Origin of the sequence: Enterobacter sp. CCUG 70166 (assembly GCF_020224095.1) — a bacterium.
Lineage (GTDB): Bacteria > Pseudomonadota > Gammaproteobacteria > Enterobacterales > Enterobacteriaceae > Enterobacter > Enterobacter intestinihominis.
The window spans coordinates 1-15248 of sequence record NZ_NRIQ01000033.1; the positions used below are offsets into that span (position 1 = coordinate 1).

Below are 15248 nucleotides of genomic sequence, written 5' to 3' on the forward strand. Positions count from 1 at the left end.
AGTTTTAGTTGACCACAACACTCTGGTGTTGGAGAGCAGAACTGGCGCTTCAGGCTGGGTTATTGAAAAGACCGTGACCATCACCGGGAAGATATCAGGCGAATATCTTGAGGCCCATCTTATTGATGCTCCGGATATCAAGCCGTTTGATATTCGCGTTCGCCGCATTACACCGGACAGCAGCAGCGATTTGCTGTCCAACGGCACTACCTGGAATAGCTACAGTGAAATCACCGACGACAATCTGAGCTATCCATTTTCAGCCATCGCTGGCGCTGTTATCGACCGTGACCAGTACACTGACACTCCAAGCCGTACTTACCATCTCCGCGGGCTGATTGTGTCTGTACCAGACAACTATGACCCGATAACCCGTACTTACTCCGGTTTATGGCTGGGTGGATTTAAGCAGGCTTGGACCAATAACCCGGCATGGTTGTTCAGAGAGCTGGCGAAGAATACCCGTTTCGGACTGGCTAAACGTGCCGGCTACATCGATGTTGATGACGGTGCACTCTATGTTCTGTCTCAATATTGCGATCAGCTTGTTGATGATGGGTACGGCGGAAAAGAACCACGCATGACGCTAAACGCCTACATCACAGAGCAGGCTAGTGCGAGAGACATTCTCGACAAGATAGCGAGCATGTTCCGTGGAATTGCGCTGTGGGACGGCCTGCGCCTTTCTGTCATGCTGGATGCGCCACAAGATCCGATTGCGACAATCACGAACGCCAACGTTGTGAATGGCGAGTTCAAACGAAGCTCTGTAAAGCGTTCAGAGAAATACAATGCAGTTGTTGTGTCATGGACTGACCCGGATAACGGCTGGGAGCAGGTGAAAGAGTACGTTTCCGATGATGAGATGATTGCCAAAGGAAACTACAACGAGACCACTCTGGAGGCGTTTGGCTGTACCTCACGTGGTCAGGCATGGCGGGCTGGTAAATGGCTACTTGAAACAGCGAAACGTGAAAGCAGCAGGCTGTCCTTTCAGATGGCGCGTGACGCCATCCACTTCACCCCAGGAGACATCGTTGAAGTGATGGACAATGACTACGCCGGAACGCGACTCGGTGGGCGAATAATGTCTTACTCCGGGAGGTCCATAGTCGTTGATGCGGTCGACTCATCGGTGGTTACTGATGGATCCACCATGTCGATCATGGGGAGAGATGGTAAGTTTGTACGCTACGAAATTGATGGTGTTGCAGGGAATAGTGTTACCCTAAAAACAACCCCGGACTGGGTCAGGGCAGGCACCGTATTTGCCATTTCCACCGCGAGCGTGGCGATCCGCCTTTTCAGGATTCTGAGCGTTGCCGAAACAGAAAATAACTCTGTCTACAGCGTTAGCGCCTCCCAGCACGATCCAAATAAGCAGGCCATTGTTGATGAGGGGGCTGTTTTTGACATTCCCAGCGATACCCTTAATGGCTACCGTGTGCCAAACATTGAAAATCTGCGCATCATTAACACAAATTCTGAGACCATTCAGGTCACAGCAACCTGGGAAACAGCTACAACCACTAAAAAGCTGATGTTTGAACTGTACGTTTACAGTGCTGATGGGAAATTAGTTGCGCAGTATGAGACCGATCAGTTCCGATATGAGTTTTACGGCCTGAATGCAGGAAGTTACACGCTTGGGGTTCGTGGTCGAAACGAAAATGGAATGAAAGGCGCTGAGACTCAGGTAAGCCTGATTATCGGAGCGCCTAAGCCCCCGAACTCGGTTCAGTGGATACCTGGCCCACTTCAGGCCACTTTAGTTCCGGTCATGTCTGTTACTGCCACATCTGATACTTCTTTTGAATTTTGGTACGCAGGTGAGACTCCGATTCCATTGTCCGACGACATTGAGAATAAAGCTCAATTCCTTGGCCGTGGCAATCAGTGGACCATCCAAAAACTTAAGTTTGACCATGTTTATTACGTTTATGTTCGAACTCGTAATGCATTTGGCGTTTCAGGATTTGTAGAGGCTTCTGGAAAACCAACGGACGATTTCAGTGATATCACTGGTGCAATCCTGGAGGACATGAAAGGCTCCGATACGTTCAAAGACCTGATCGAGAACGCGGTAGACAGCAATGAAAAAATTGCTGGCATGGCTGACGACATCAAACAGGCCAACGACGAACTGGCGCAACAGGCGCAGGAAATCGCCAAAAACGCCCAGGATATCGGGAAGGTTCAGACCAGCGTTACAAACCTGTCGATCACGGTCGGAGATGTGTCTTCTTCTCTGAGCGAGCTTGAGCAGACCGTTGCGACCGCTGATACCGCGCTGGGCCAGCGAATCGATAACATCAGCGTGTCTGTGGACGGCATGGCGGGAGGAGTGAAGAACTCCGCCATCGCGATTATTCAGGGCAACCTGGCGCAGGTGGCTGCGCGCAAAACGCTGTCTGCATCGGTCGCCGGTAACAGCGCGCAGCTGGACCGCATTGATGAGGTGATCGTCAACGAGAAGGAGGCAACGGCGCGTTCGCTGCTGAGTTTGCAGACTGACGTGAACGGCAACAAGGCATCCATCAACAGCCTGAACCAGACCTTCTCCGATTACCAGCAGGCCACGGCCACGCAGATAAACGGCATCACGGCGACCATCAACGGGCATACTTCAGCGATCACCACCAACGCGCAGGCCATTGCGAACGTCAACGGCGACCTGAAGGCGATGTACAGCATCAAGGTCGGGTTATCCAGCAACGGTCAGTATTACGCGGCTGGGATGGGGATCGGCGTTGAGAATACGCCTTCTGGTATGCAGTCGCAGGTTATCTTCCTGGCTGACCGCTTCGCCGTAACGCACCAGGCCGGAGCTACGGTGACCCTTCCGTTCGTTATCCAGAATGGGCAGGTGTTCATCAGAGACGCGCTTATAGGTGATGGCACCATCAGCAACGCCAAGATCGGCAACTACATCCAGTCCAATAACTATGTCGCTGGCTCAGTCGGGTGGAGGCTGGATAAGGGCGGTACGTTTGAGAACTACGGTTCGACAGCTGGTGAGGGGGCCATGAAACAGACAAACCAGACAATCAGCGTGCGGGATTCCAACAATGTGTTGAGGGTGCAGATCGGGAGAATCACGGGAACATGGTAACGGGAGGCCTCTTACGGGGCCTCTTTTTTCAGGAGAAATGAATGGCGGAATATGGTGTTCAGACATGGGACGCATCAGGCAAGGTAAACAACTATGGCGTTAAGCCTGTCAGCGTTTGTGGCTATCTCCAGCTGGCCCAGAACCAGAAAACAGGCTCTTACACCGTAGCGCTTCCACCGGGTTGCAGGCTGACCTATTTTCAGAGCATGAACGGCGATCAGTTTGGTACGAGTCGGAGGAAGATCACCATTTCGGGGGGAACAGCAACAGTGTCAGCAGCAGGTGATACCGACTACTCAGCAGGGACTGAGCCTGCGGCAGCGGCTTATCTCATTTTCCAGATCGAGAGGGCATAAATGGCGGAGTATGGCGTTTTACTGACGACCACGAGCGGGGAAGTATGGGTGACCGCGAACAGCTCGCCAATCGCTCTTCAGGCGCGAAAGACAGCGGCACTTCAGGGAACATCGGGGTTCAATACCAAAGTGACGCACACATTCCCCGCAGGTCAGCCTGTTGTCGCCTTCGTTCATTGCACGGTTGAGGTCGAAATAACTCAGACGATAAGCGGGAACACCATCACGATTGATTTTCTCAGACCGAATGCAACCGGCACAGCGTACGTTTATTTTTTCTCTATTTTCCCGCAGACAAAGCCAGACTACGGGCTGGCTGTGTGGGATGCATCAGGGACGCTGATTTTAACAAACGAAACGCGCACGCTGAGTGATGTAGTCACCCTCGGTACCGCCGGGGTGGATGCCAGCTCAGGATACAACATCAATACAACTCTGGCGGGGAAGTGGGCCTGTATGCCTGCCATGCTGGGGCTAATTACCGGGGTTATATCGGCTGGCGGTCAGCAGCAGCCATACATGGCAATATATAAAAGCATGGCAAAACTTGAGGGAAGCAATACGCGGATATTCGCCAGGCCGCAGACAACCCCTGGCGGCAACCTTCAAAACGTCGCGTATTCAAATCTGAGGAACGTGATTATGGCCATCAACTGCGCCAACTATGATTGATCGTTTTGAACGATCAATTTTGAATAATTGATCTACCAAATCAATTATATCCCGTTGATTCATATTGTTATTGTGTAGCTTCATGAATGCCCTGGGATATAACCACTATGAAAAATATGATTCTTTGCCTGGCGGTAGCGGTATTGCTCTCCGGTTGCGCTGGCGTTATTGAGAAGCAGCAACCCGTATGCACCGGAACAGCCCTGGTCGGCGGACAGGAAAGCAGCGTCCAGATCTACGGAGTCCGCAAGCAAAACAATCAGACGCAGTACCGCGCCGGTTATCCCTTTAACTGGTCATGGGTGAGCGCCAACACGTTCACCAGCACCACCTGCCACTAACCCATTCAGTTTTGAACAAACCCCGCTCCGGCGGGGTTTTTTATTGCCTGGAGAAAATATGCTTTATAACACTGGCACCATCGACATTAACGGAAATACAGCCACCGGCACCGGTACGAACTGGACGGCACCCGCCAGCCAGATCCGGGTTGGCCAGACGTTGTTTGTTCTTTCTAACCCGGTACAGATGTTTCAGATCACCGCCATCAACAGTGCGACGTCACTGACGGTTACGCCTGCCGCGTCTCCGGCGTTGAGCGGCCAGAAGTACGGCATTCTTGTTACTGATAGTCTCTCGGTCGACGGCCTGGCGCAGAGCATGTCTCAGCTCATCAACGAGTACGACGAGAACATCGGCGCGTGGGAGACGTTCGCCACCACCTCAGCAAACCAGAACATCACCGTTACCATCAACGGCGCTCGTGTAACCATTCCGGCGATCGGCAAAATGGTCCAGAAAGGGAGCAATGGGGCGGTTGAAGTTTCTGACGGTGGGACCGGAGCAACGAATGCCGCTGACGCTCGCACAAACCTCGGTTTGGGAACATCTGCAACAAAGAACACGGGCGAAGGGGATAACGATGTATTGGCACCAGGTTCATTTGGTGTCGGTTCAAAAAATCTTCCTGTAATTTCAGACATCTGGGACAAAAGCCAGGGAACCCGCTTTTGCAATGTTAATCCCGCGACCTCTGGCGGTCCTGGAATGTATGGTTCTGGCATCCGGTTATCAGACCGTGATATTGGGAGTGGAAGCACTCCGGCAGCGCAACAATCATTTGCTGCGCTGATTCTTAGCGGGAAAATTATTCAGTTCATGAGTATGGCGGATGGCAATGATTCTGGCTGGATGCAGATTTACCACACCGGAAATACGACCCGTGCATCTGACGGTACGTTAAAAGCCGCTTCTCCGATTGTGCAGTTGTTCGGTGATGGTTCGTGTCAGCTTAACGATGAATCTGAAGGATGCACTGTAACCCGCCAGGCTATCGGTGAGTATCTGATTGAGGGGTGTATGGGGCTGAACGCTGACGCTGCATGGGGTGGGATAGATGGCGGGTTTGATATACCTAAAGATCGCAATGGGCAAGCCCTTGTCTGGCTGGATTATGAGGTAAATGCAGACGGATCGGTGCTGGTAAAAACATTCCACCGGGAATACCCTACAGCGCCGTCATTTGCGAGGAACGTATTGAAGGGTGTGGCGGATGGCGAACCGGTCGATATTCCCGCCGACCAGTTCGTAAGTGTTCGCGTGGAAATGCCCGTGGACAGCCTCTGGAACCAGCGACGCAAAGATGCATTTACAGTGTCGACGCAAGAGCAAAATCCCCGTTTGGACAGTAATCTGCACACCAACGAAAATTGATAGCCAATATCTGCATTGACCGATAGCCCTGTCAATATGATACTGTGTTTATGTACAGTATTTTTGTGAGGTAATGATGCCACGCACAGCAGATATACACACCGCCTTCGTCGCGGCAATAGAGGTTAACCCTAAAGGCTACCGTTATCTGAGAACAGACAACTTCATCAAAAAGTTGCGGGGGTTTAACTGGCATTTCAGCCGCGCAGAAGCGAACACATGGATAGAACGCTATCAACCCGGTTTTGCAGATAAGACAACTGACGGCAGTGATAACAGATACTGGATCCTTCGCAACATGGGGAGGGTGCACTGATGGGATTTCCTTCACCGGCGGCTGATTTCGTAGCACCGCGTTTATCTCCGGAAATTATCTGCGGGATCGGCATGGACAGCCGCATCCTCGAAACCTCGTCTGGCTTTGCGGTTATCGAGCCGTGCACCAGACTGGCACAGAATCAGGTTCTGCTAATCCTCAGCGGCGGACGGACTCAGTTTGCCAGGGTCATGGGCAGGGCGCTGATTTGTGATGATGGTGAAGCGATAGAGGGGGAGGCTGCGGAAGAGGTTGAGGTGATGGGGCGGGTGACGTTCTTCATCAACAGCGTGATGCAGGATGACAGGGTGGTGTGATGGGGCATGGGTGGGGCATAAAGTTACCGCGAAACGACGTTAGTTCATTGCACATGACAAATCGTATCGCGGCAACATAGCAGAAGTTACCGCACATCAATCCAACATCAAGCCACTTCGTTAAAAGACTTAATAGTCTCCAGATGAAGATAGCCTGAAGTACCGGATTTCCGATGAAAGGGATTAGAGTAATGACGTCATGGCTGCTTAACGAGCTGCCGATCCCCAGCATGATCCCGCAAAAAGAGAGAAGCGCCACGGGCAGCATAAAGGTTTTGCCCAGTTGCTGGAAAAACTCCCACAGCGATATTTTTTGTGCTGCTTTCGTCGTCATAAAACGACTCCTTAAATGGTAGAAAGAGATTTAACGACCGCGATGGGGCGAAAAGATAAAACGTTTTATCAAACTTTAGTGCGCGCTAAATCACATTCTCAGGCTTTTACTGGTAGTATAAAGATAACGTATTGATAAAACGTTTTAGCGATCTCATTATCAAGGAGTCACGCCACCACATGGCTGTAGCGAAAAAGATCACCATCAACGATGTCGCGCTGGCGGCGGGGGTTTCCGTTAGCACCGTTTCGCTGGTATTGAGCGGGAAGGGGCGTATCTCTCCTGCTACGGGTCAGCGCGTCAACGAGGCCGTTGAGCAACTGGGCTTTGTGCGTAATCGCCAGGCGTCGGCGCTGCGCGGTGGGCAAAGCGGGGTGATAGGGCTGATTGTTCGCGACCTCGCGTCGCCGTTTTATGCAGAACTGACCGCCGGGCTTACCGAGGCGCTTGAAGCGCAGGGGCGAATGGTTTTCCTGCTCCACGGTGGGCGCGAACCGGAGCAGCTGCTCTCCAGGCTGGATATGCTGCTGACGCAAGGGGTGGATGGGGTGATCGTGGCCGGCGCGTCCGGTGTGGGCAGTGAATTGTGTGAGCGCGCGGCGCAGAAAGGCGTACCGCTGGTGTTTGCGTCGCGCGCCAGCTATCTCGACGAAGCCGATACCCTTCGGCCGGATAACATGCAGGCCGCGCAAATGCTGACCGAGCATCTTATTCATCGCGGCCATCAGCGCATCGCCTGGCTCGGCGGTAAAAGCTCGTCCCTGACGCGTGCGGAGCGGGTGGGCGGTTACTGCTCCACGCTCATCAAATACGGCCTGCCGTTTCACAGCGAATGGGTGGTGGAGTGTGAGTCCAGCCAGAAAAAAGCCGCCGAAGCCATCGGCACGTTGCTTCGCAACAGCCCGACAATCAGCGCGGTGATTTGCTATAACGATGTGATTGCGATGGGGGCGTGGTTCGGCTTGATCCGCGCCGGACGCCAGAGCGGTGAGGGCGGGGTAGAAACGTTCTTCGGCCATCAGGTGGCGCTGGGGGCATTTGCGGATGTCGGTGAAAATGCGCTAGACGATCTCCCCATCGTCTGGGCGACGACGCCGGCTCGTGAAATGGGATACACCCTGGCAGACCGAATTATGCAGCGTATTGAAAATACGGACGTGCAGGCCGGGCATCAGATTGTGGCGGCGCGGTTAGTGACGGTGAAGTAATCTTCGCTGCACATCGCCTGGCAATAAAAAAACCCCTCATGCGAGGGGTTTTTCGTTTACTGCTGCGGTACTGCTGGCGGCGCTGCCGGTTCAGCCGGTGCCGGAATGCCCAGCGTCGGCATACCAAACATGCCGACAAAATCTTCCAGCGGCATTTTGTCGCCGTTGAGCGTTACCTGGCCATTAGCATATTGCAGGCTGGTGGAAATGGTGTTGTCTTCCACCTTCGTGATGCGGAACATCTGGCCCATCGCCGCCAGGCCTTTCACCTGTTGGTTTGCCAGTTTACCTGCATCTTCTTCACCATACCCTTCGAGTTTCGCAATCTGCGTCATGAACTCGGTTGCCATATCCATCGGGATGGTCAGCTTGCTGTCGAGCGATTTCACGCTGCGGTCAACTTCCTGCGCCAGGGTCTGCGGCTCGCCGGTCGCGGCCGCCGGATCCTTCAGGAACAGCGACAGGTTGAAGTTGGTTTCGCCTTTGTCGTTTTTCCAGCTCAGTGGCGCAACGGTAATTACCGGCTCGCCTTTCAGCAGGATCGGCAGGTTATTAAACAGCACGGCCATCGCCTGCTGCTGGTACGCCTGCGGGTTCTGTTGCAGGGCGGCATCGGTCAGCAGAGCCTGACTCTCTTTGCTGTATTTCTGGCTAAATTCGTGCCATGCCTGGCCGTCAATGTTGCCAATTTTCAGTGACAGCTTGCCGGTACCCAGGTCCTGATTCTGTACTTTCAGGCTTTTCAGGCTGTAATCCAGCTGGGTGTTGATGCTTTTACCGTCTTTGGAAACGTCAGACTTGCCGTCCAGATCCATGCCTTCCAGCACTGCCATCTCTTTACCTTCAATCGCAATGGCGATCTTATCGAGGCTCAGCTTCTGATCGCCAATACGCTCGTCAAAATCGGTCATACGGCTATTGCCGCTGGCTTTCAGGTTGTTGAAGGTAAGCTGGACCTTCTGGTTATATTCATTGACTGAATTCACCAGGCCGCTGGCGGCATCGCCGGTCAGAGAGACATTCTTGCCGTCGCGATCGGCATCAAGCTGGAAATTACCGCCGCTGAAGGCGACTTTATCGGTGCCTTGTTCGTAATTCAGCGCTTTCAGGTCGATGTCGGAACGCGTATCACCGGCATAGCTGATGCGGGTATTGATCTCGAACGGCGACTCATTTTTCGCCATATCGAAAATTGGCTTCGTCACCTCGTTATTTACCAGTACGGTTCTGGCGGATGCCATAGAGGGGATCAGGTTAAACTTTTTCAACTGTGCCAGCGGGAACGGACCGTGGCTGACCACTTCATCCAGTACCACGCTCTGGCCCGGTTTCAGCCAGGCGTTCTGATTGCCCGCTACCGGCTTCACCACCACCTGCATATGGCTGGTAAAGACGCCACGCTGGTAGTTCTGGTAGCTCAGCTCCAGACCTGCTTCAGGCGCGCTGCGCTTAATTTCGCTGTTTGCCTGTGCCATCATCTCTGCCAGACGGCTTTCCAGCTGTTTCCCGGTATACCAGGAAGCACCCGTCCAGATCACGCCTAAAGCAACAATCACTCCTACCGCTACGACCGATTTTTTCATTGCGATTATCCCTAAAATGAAACCAGGCGGTTAAAACCGCCTGGTGTTACAACGCCTGTTACTAGCTTAGCAAGAGTTGTTAAAAAATTCAGTAAGTCCCTAAAGCTTATTAAAAACGCGCGCCAGGCGACCAGTGCCGCTCACGAAGACAGGCGACTCGTTTGCCGGGACAAAAGCGGACTCCCCCGGTTTAAGCAGCAGACGCTCGCTACCGTTATGCAACGTCGCTTCGCCTTCCACACAGAACAGGATCGCGGCGCTCTCCTGTGCAATGGCGGTTTCGTCTGCGCTGAGGTCATGCAGGGAGAAGGCAAAATCGTCAACCGGAATCGGGAAGTCCAGCTCTGCGCCGTTTTTCACCGGCTGAGTAAGCAGCTCCGCAGCAGGTTTCGCCACGAACTTCACGTTGGCAACCAGCTCAGGGATGTCGATGTATTTTGGCGTCAGGCCCGCGCGCAGTACGTTATCGGAGTTAGCCATCACCTCCAGCGCCACGCCGTTCAGGTAGGCGTGCGGGGTTTCAGCGAACAGGAACATTGCTTCGCCCGGGTTGAGCTTCACCACGTTCAGCAGCAGCGGAGAGAAGAGGCCGCTGTCGTCCGGATAAAACGCGGAAATTATGCGAATGGTGTCCCATGGCTCACCCTGCTGGCCGTTCAGCGCGGCTTTCAGCACCGCCAGCGCGTGGGATTTTTCCTCGCCCTGCATATTCAACAGGCTGGCAAACAGCGCGCTCAGGGCTTCTGCGTTCGGGTTTTCCAGGAAGTGGGCGATCGCGTTGTGAGCCCCAGCGACCGGTTGCAGCAGGGAGATGATCTCGGAAAACTCGCGGAAGGCATTCATCGCCAGGAAAGGGGTAAGGGCGAAAACCAGTTCCGGCTTGTGGTTAGGATCTTTGTAGTTACGCTCTGCGGCGTCTAACGGAATACCGGCGGCATTTTCTTTGGCAAAGCCCAGCTCAGAGGCTTTTTTGTTCGGGTGAACCTGAATGGAGAGCGGCTGGTCGGCGCACAATACCTTGAACAGAAAAGGCAGCTCACCAAAACGATTCGCCACTTTATCGCCGAGCAGCGCGGCTTTGTCGGCATCGATGACATCACGCAGGCTGCGCACCTGGCCGCTGGCATCTTCAATTTTTGAGCTGCTCTTCGGGTGCGCGCCCATCCACAGCTCTGCCATCGGCAGGTTGTCCGGGTTGGCGATACCGTAGAGATCCGTTAACGCAGTTTTACTTCCCCAGGCGTAGTTTTGCACTGAGTTGATGAGTTTTTGCATTATCAAGCCCTGATTCATATGTGGAATTAACTTCGCGTATTAAAGCAATAAACCGAATGGAAGTAACCTGCGGATGTAAAAAGTCGTACTAGTCTCAGTTTTTGTTAAAAAATTGTGTAGGATAAGCTGACTCGCTTTTAAGCCGGGCAGCGGAACATCTGCCCTGAATAAACAGACCGAAGCAGTAAGTGAGAGAACAATGTCGAATAAACCCTTCCATTATCAGGATCCTTTCCCCCTCAGTCAGGATCGGACCGAGTATTACCTGTTAACCCGCGATTACGTTTCTGTCTCTGAGTTTGAAGGGCAGGAGATCCTCAAAGTTGACCCGCAGGCGCTGACGCTGCTGGCGCAGCAAGCCTTCCACGATGCTTCCTTTATGCTCCGTCCGGCGCATCAGCAGCAGGTTGCCGATATTTTGAGCGACCCGGAAGCCAGCGAGAACGACAAGTACGTTGCCCTGCAATTCCTGCGTAACTCTGATATCGCGGCGAAAGGCATTCTGCCAACCTGCCAGGACACCGGCACGGCGATTATCACCGGTAAAAAAGGCCAGCGCGTCTGGACCGGCGGCGGTGACGAAGCGGCGCTGGCGCGCGGCGTTTACAATACCTACACCGAAGATAACCTGCGCTATTCGCAAAACGCGGCGCTGGATATGTACAAAGAGGTGAACACCGGCACCAACCTGCCTGCGCAGATTGACCTCTACAGCGTCGACGGTGACGAGTACAAATTCCTCTGCATTGCCAAAGGCGGCGGTTCAGCCAACAAAACCTATCTTTACCAGGAAACCAAAGCGCTGCTTACCCCGGGCAAGCTGAAGAACTATCTGGTTGAGAAGATGCGCACCCTTGGCACTGCGGCCTGCCCGCCGTACCATATCGCGTTTGTGATTGGCGGTACGTCTGCTGAAAGCACCCTGAAAACCGTTAAGCTGGCCTCAACCAAATACTACGATGGCCTGCCAACGGAAGGTAACGAACATGGTCAGGCGTTCCGCGACGTGCAGCTTGAGCAGGAACTGCTGGCCGAAGCGCAGAATCTGGGGCTGGGCGCGCAGTTTGGCGGCAAATACTTCGCGCATGACATTCGCGTGATCCGCCTCCCGCGCCACGGTGCATCCTGTCCAGTGGGGATGGGCGTGTCGTGCTCTGCGGATCGTAACATCAAAGCGAAGATCAACCGCGACGGCATCTGGATCGAAAAGCTGGAGAACAACCCGGGCAAATACATCCCTGAAGAACTGCGTAAAGCGGGTGAGGGCGAAGCGGTACGCGTTGACCTGAATCGTCCGATGAAGGAGATCCTGGCGCAGCTTTCGCAGTATCCGGTTTCAACGCGCCTTTCTCTGAACGGGACGATTATTGTTGGCCGCGACATCGCCCATGCGAAGCTGAAAGAGCGCCTGGACAACGGTGAAGGGCTGCCGCAGTACATTAAAGATCACCCGATCTACTACGCAGGCCCGGCAAAAACGCCTGATGGGTATGCTTCCGGCTCGTTAGGCCCAACCACGGCGGGCCGTATGGACTCCTACGTCGACCAGTTGCAGGCCAACGGTGGCAGCATGATCATGCTGGCGAAAGGCAACCGCAGCCAGCAGGTGACGGACGCGTGCCACAAGCACGGCGGCTTCTACCTCGGCAGCATCGGCGGCCCGGCAGCGGTGCTGGCACAGGGCAGTATCAAGAGCCTGGAGTGCGTGGAGTACCCGGAACTGGGTATGGAAGCGATCTGGAAAATTGAAGTGGAAGACTTCCCGGCGTTTATCCTCGTGGATGACAAAGGTAACGACTTCTTCAAACAGATCCAGTCTTCCCAGTGTTCGGCGTGTGTGAAGTAATTCTGTAAATTGCCGGGTGGCGCTGACGCTTACCCGGCCTACATCCTCGTAGGTCGGGTAAGGCGCAGCCGCCACCCGACATCAAAAAGAGCGCACAAAGCGCCATAACGTTTCTCAGAAGTCATCAATACTTATCTCTTAAGCATGTGAGCAATCCCATCTTTGTTATCAAGGAGTAAGTAATGACAATGCATCGCCGCGAGAAAGACTCCATGGGCGCCATCGACGTCCCGGCCGACAAGCTATGGGGCGCGCAAACCCAGCGTTCGCTGGAGCATTTCCGCATTTCGACAGAGAAAATGCCCGTCTCGCTAATCCAGGCGCTGGCGTTGACCAAACGCGCTGCCGCCAAAGTTAATCAGGATCTGGGCCTGCTGGATGCCGATAAAGCCTCGGCCATCATCAATGCCGCCGACGAAGTGCTGGCGGGCAAACATCCCGACGAATTCCCCCTTGCCATCTGGCAGACCGGCTCAGGCACCCAGAGCAACATGAACATGAACGAGGTGCTGGCGAACCGCGCAAGCGAGCTGCTTGGCGGCGTGCGAGGCATGGAGCGGAAAGTTCACCCGAACGATGACGTGAATAAAAGCCAGAGTTCCAACGACGTGTTCCCGACGGCCATGCACGTGGCGGCCGTCATCGCTATCCGCGAGCAGCTTATCCCGCAGCTCAACGCGCTCAAATCTACGCTTAACGAGAAAGCGCAGGCTTTCGGCGACATTGTAAAAATTGGTCGTACGCACCTGCAGGACGCCACGCCGCTGACGCTTGGCCAGGAGATCTCCGGCTGGGTGGCGATGCTGGAGCACAATCTTAAGCATATAGACAACAGCCTGCCGCATCTGGCGGAGCTGGCGCTCGGCGGAACGGCGGTTGGCACCGGGTTAAACACCCATCCCGAGTACGCGGTGCGCGTGGCCGAAGAGCTGGCGAAGATCACCGGGCAGCCGTTTGTTACCGCCCCGAATAAATTCGAAGCGCTGGCGACCTGTGATGCGCTGGTCCATACCCATGGCGCGCTGAAAGGGCTGGCAGCCTCGCTGATGAAAATCGCCAACGACGTGCGCTGGCTGGCCTCCGGCCCGCGCTGCGGCATCGGCGAAATCAGCATTCCGGAAAACGAGCCGGGCAGCTCCATTATGCCGGGTAAAGTAAACCCGACGCAGTGCGAAGCCATGACCATGCTGTGCTGTCAGGTGATGGGTAATGACGTTGCGGTCAACATGGGCGGCGCGTCGGGTAACTTCGAGCTTAACGTCTATCGCCCGATGGTGATCCACAACGTACTGCAATCGATTCGTCTGCTGGCCGATGGCATGGAGAGCTTTAACGAGCACTGCGCGGTGGGCATTGAGCCTAATCGCGAGCGAATCAGCCAGCTGCTGAATGAGTCCCTGATGCTGGTCACGGCGCTAAACACCCATATTGGTTATGATAAAGCGGCCGAAATCGCTAAAAAAGCGCACAAAGAGGGGCTTACCCTGAAAGCCTCTGCGCTGGCGCTGGGCTACCTGACGGACGCTGAGTTTGATGCCTGGGTCCGCCCGGAAGCGATGGTGGGCAGCATCAGGTAATCACTGCGCCACATACAGGTGCAGCCGCGGGATAATCAGCTGTAGCGGCTGTGCCTGGGGTTTATAGCGATGCTGAACGTTTTCAGCATCGTAGTTCAGCAGTTCTCCTATATCCGGCACCACCGCACCCTGATCGGCATCGTAGAGCGCAATCAGCGGTGTCGGGCAGGCGTATTGCACCTGCTTTTGCTGTCCGGCATACCAGACACGAGCGATAGGCTGCACCTTGACCGGACGCTTTATTTTAAGACGGGTATCAGCCGGCAGGGAGGCAATGCTGTGGTACTCCTGCTCCAGCCGTTCAATCCACTGTTCCCGCGACCACGGGGCGACCGTTCGCGGCGATTTCAGGCTTTTCTCCAGCTGAGCCAGGATCTCGTCGCGCGTGAAGTTTTTAATGATGTGCTTGTTGGCCCAGCCGAAGCGCAGCGTGGCGGGGTGGTGCAGTACCGTCAGCGTGCGGTAAGCATTCAGGGTGATCAGCCCCGGAAGCTGGCGATGCACCCATTCAAAACGGGCAGCCGGTGCCAGCCCGGACTCAACGGTCACGATTTTCTCGAAGGCGGCTTTCAGCGTATTAATATGCGTAATTTGCGCCTCAATGGCTTCACGCGTTGCGGTATCCGTTTGCAGACAGATGACGCCGGGCAGGCGAACGGCGGCCTTACTGCTGCGATTTTCGGACTGCTGCTGGATGAAAAGGCGGCGATAGTGCTGCAACGTCAGTTCCAGCGCCACTTTACCGATATGCTGCGTTACCTCAATGGTGTTCAGCGGGTCGTGTTCCGCGCCTTTCGCCACCTCGGGCAGGGAAAAGACGCGGGCGGCCAGCAGGCGGCAGCCCTGTACTTGCGCCGTCAGGGTCAGTAACGCCTGCTCTATTTCCCGAAATGTGGTGTTAAGCCTTTCGATGAGATCGTAAGTCGCCATAATAGCCCT

Annotated in this window: 13 protein-coding genes and 1 pseudogene; 10 read left to right on the forward strand and 4 right to left on the reverse strand. The window is 54.5% G+C overall.

Annotation, left to right across the window (positions count from 1 at the left end):
• The 7 genes from CKK19_RS13525 to CKK19_RS13555 all read left to right on the forward strand — a co-directional run.
• Positions 1–3112, forward strand: a 3112-nt coding sequence (locus tag CKK19_RS13525) for a host specificity protein J (RefSeq protein WP_225455155.1), incomplete at its 5' end; no start/stop codon positions are given.
• Positions 3113–3153: 41 nt separating this feature from the next.
• Positions 3154–3468, forward strand: coding sequence for a hypothetical protein (locus CKK19_RS13530; RefSeq protein WP_017382568.1), 315 nt, complete (start codon positions 3154–3156; stop codon positions 3466–3468).
• Positions 3469–4140: a hypothetical protein gene (locus tag CKK19_RS13535; protein ID WP_225455156.1), complete on the forward strand. Its 672-nt coding sequence runs from the start codon at positions 3469–3471 to the stop codon at positions 4138–4140.
• Between the two features lie 107 nt (positions 4141–4247).
• Complete coding sequence (locus CKK19_RS13540) at positions 4248–4481, forward strand: hypothetical protein (RefSeq protein WP_017382566.1); 234 nt, start codon at positions 4248–4250, stop codon at positions 4479–4481.
• Positions 4482–4539: 58 nt separating this feature from the next.
• Positions 4540–5853 (forward strand): phage tail protein, encoded by a 1314-nt coding sequence (locus CKK19_RS13545; protein ID WP_225455157.1) that lies wholly within the window; start codon positions 4540–4542, stop codon positions 5851–5853.
• A gap of 76 nt (positions 5854–5929) precedes the next feature.
• Positions 5930–6169: a hypothetical protein gene (locus CKK19_RS13550; protein ID WP_063854111.1), complete on the forward strand. Its 240-nt coding sequence runs from the start codon at positions 5930–5932 to the stop codon at positions 6167–6169.
• Positions 6169–6486, forward strand: a complete 318-nt coding sequence (locus tag CKK19_RS13555) for a hypothetical protein (RefSeq protein ID WP_045911179.1) — start codon at positions 6169–6171, stop codon at positions 6484–6486. Before CKK19_RS13550 ends, CKK19_RS13555 begins: the two co-directional genes overlap by 1 nt.
• 139 nt (positions 6487–6625) lie before the next feature.
• Here the strand turns inward: CKK19_RS13555 and CKK19_RS13560 are convergent.
• Positions 6626–6820: pseudogene (locus CKK19_RS13560) on the reverse strand (PTS sugar transporter subunit IIBC); the annotation flags it as partial.
• 179 nt (positions 6821–6999) lie between these two features.
• Between CKK19_RS13560 and CKK19_RS13565 the strand changes: the two are divergent.
• The gene (locus CKK19_RS13565; RefSeq protein WP_022647925.1) at positions 7000–8028 is read left to right on the forward strand and encodes a Mal regulon transcriptional regulator MalI; all 1029 of its coding nucleotides are present in this window, start codon (positions 7000–7002) and stop codon (positions 8026–8028) included.
• Positions 8029–8084: 56 nt separating this feature from the next.
• Here the strand turns inward: CKK19_RS13565 and CKK19_RS13570 are convergent, their stop codons facing one another.
• Positions 8085–9611: a YdgA family protein gene (locus CKK19_RS13570; protein ID WP_022647926.1), complete on the reverse strand. Its 1527-nt coding sequence runs from the start codon at positions 9609–9611 to the stop codon at positions 8085–8087.
• A 99-nt stretch (positions 9612–9710) separates the two neighbouring features.
• Positions 9711–10886: a mannose-6-phosphate isomerase gene (manA, locus tag CKK19_RS13575; protein WP_048966442.1), complete on the reverse strand. Its 1176-nt coding sequence runs from the start codon at positions 10884–10886 to the stop codon at positions 9711–9713.
• Between the two features lie 199 nt (positions 10887–11085).
• On the opposite strand from manA, the gene fumA reads away from it, so the two are divergent.
• A complete protein-coding gene (fumA, locus tag CKK19_RS13580; RefSeq protein ID WP_022647928.1) occupies positions 11086–12732 on the forward strand; it encodes a class I fumarate hydratase FumA in 1647 nt (548 codons plus the stop codon).
• Positions 12733–12914: 182 nt separating this feature from the next.
• Positions 12915–14309, forward strand: a complete 1395-nt coding sequence (fumC, locus tag CKK19_RS13585) for a class II fumarate hydratase (protein WP_038415960.1) — start codon at positions 12915–12917, stop codon at positions 14307–14309.
• Here the strand turns inward: fumC and tus are convergent, their stop codons facing one another.
• Positions 14310–15239 carry a DNA replication terminus site-binding protein gene (gene tus, locus CKK19_RS13590; RefSeq protein WP_063854108.1) on the reverse strand — a complete coding sequence of 310 codons (930 nt, stop codon included), beginning with the start codon at positions 15237–15239 and terminating at the stop codon, positions 14310–14312.
• Between the last annotated feature and the right edge of the window lie 9 nt (positions 15240–15248).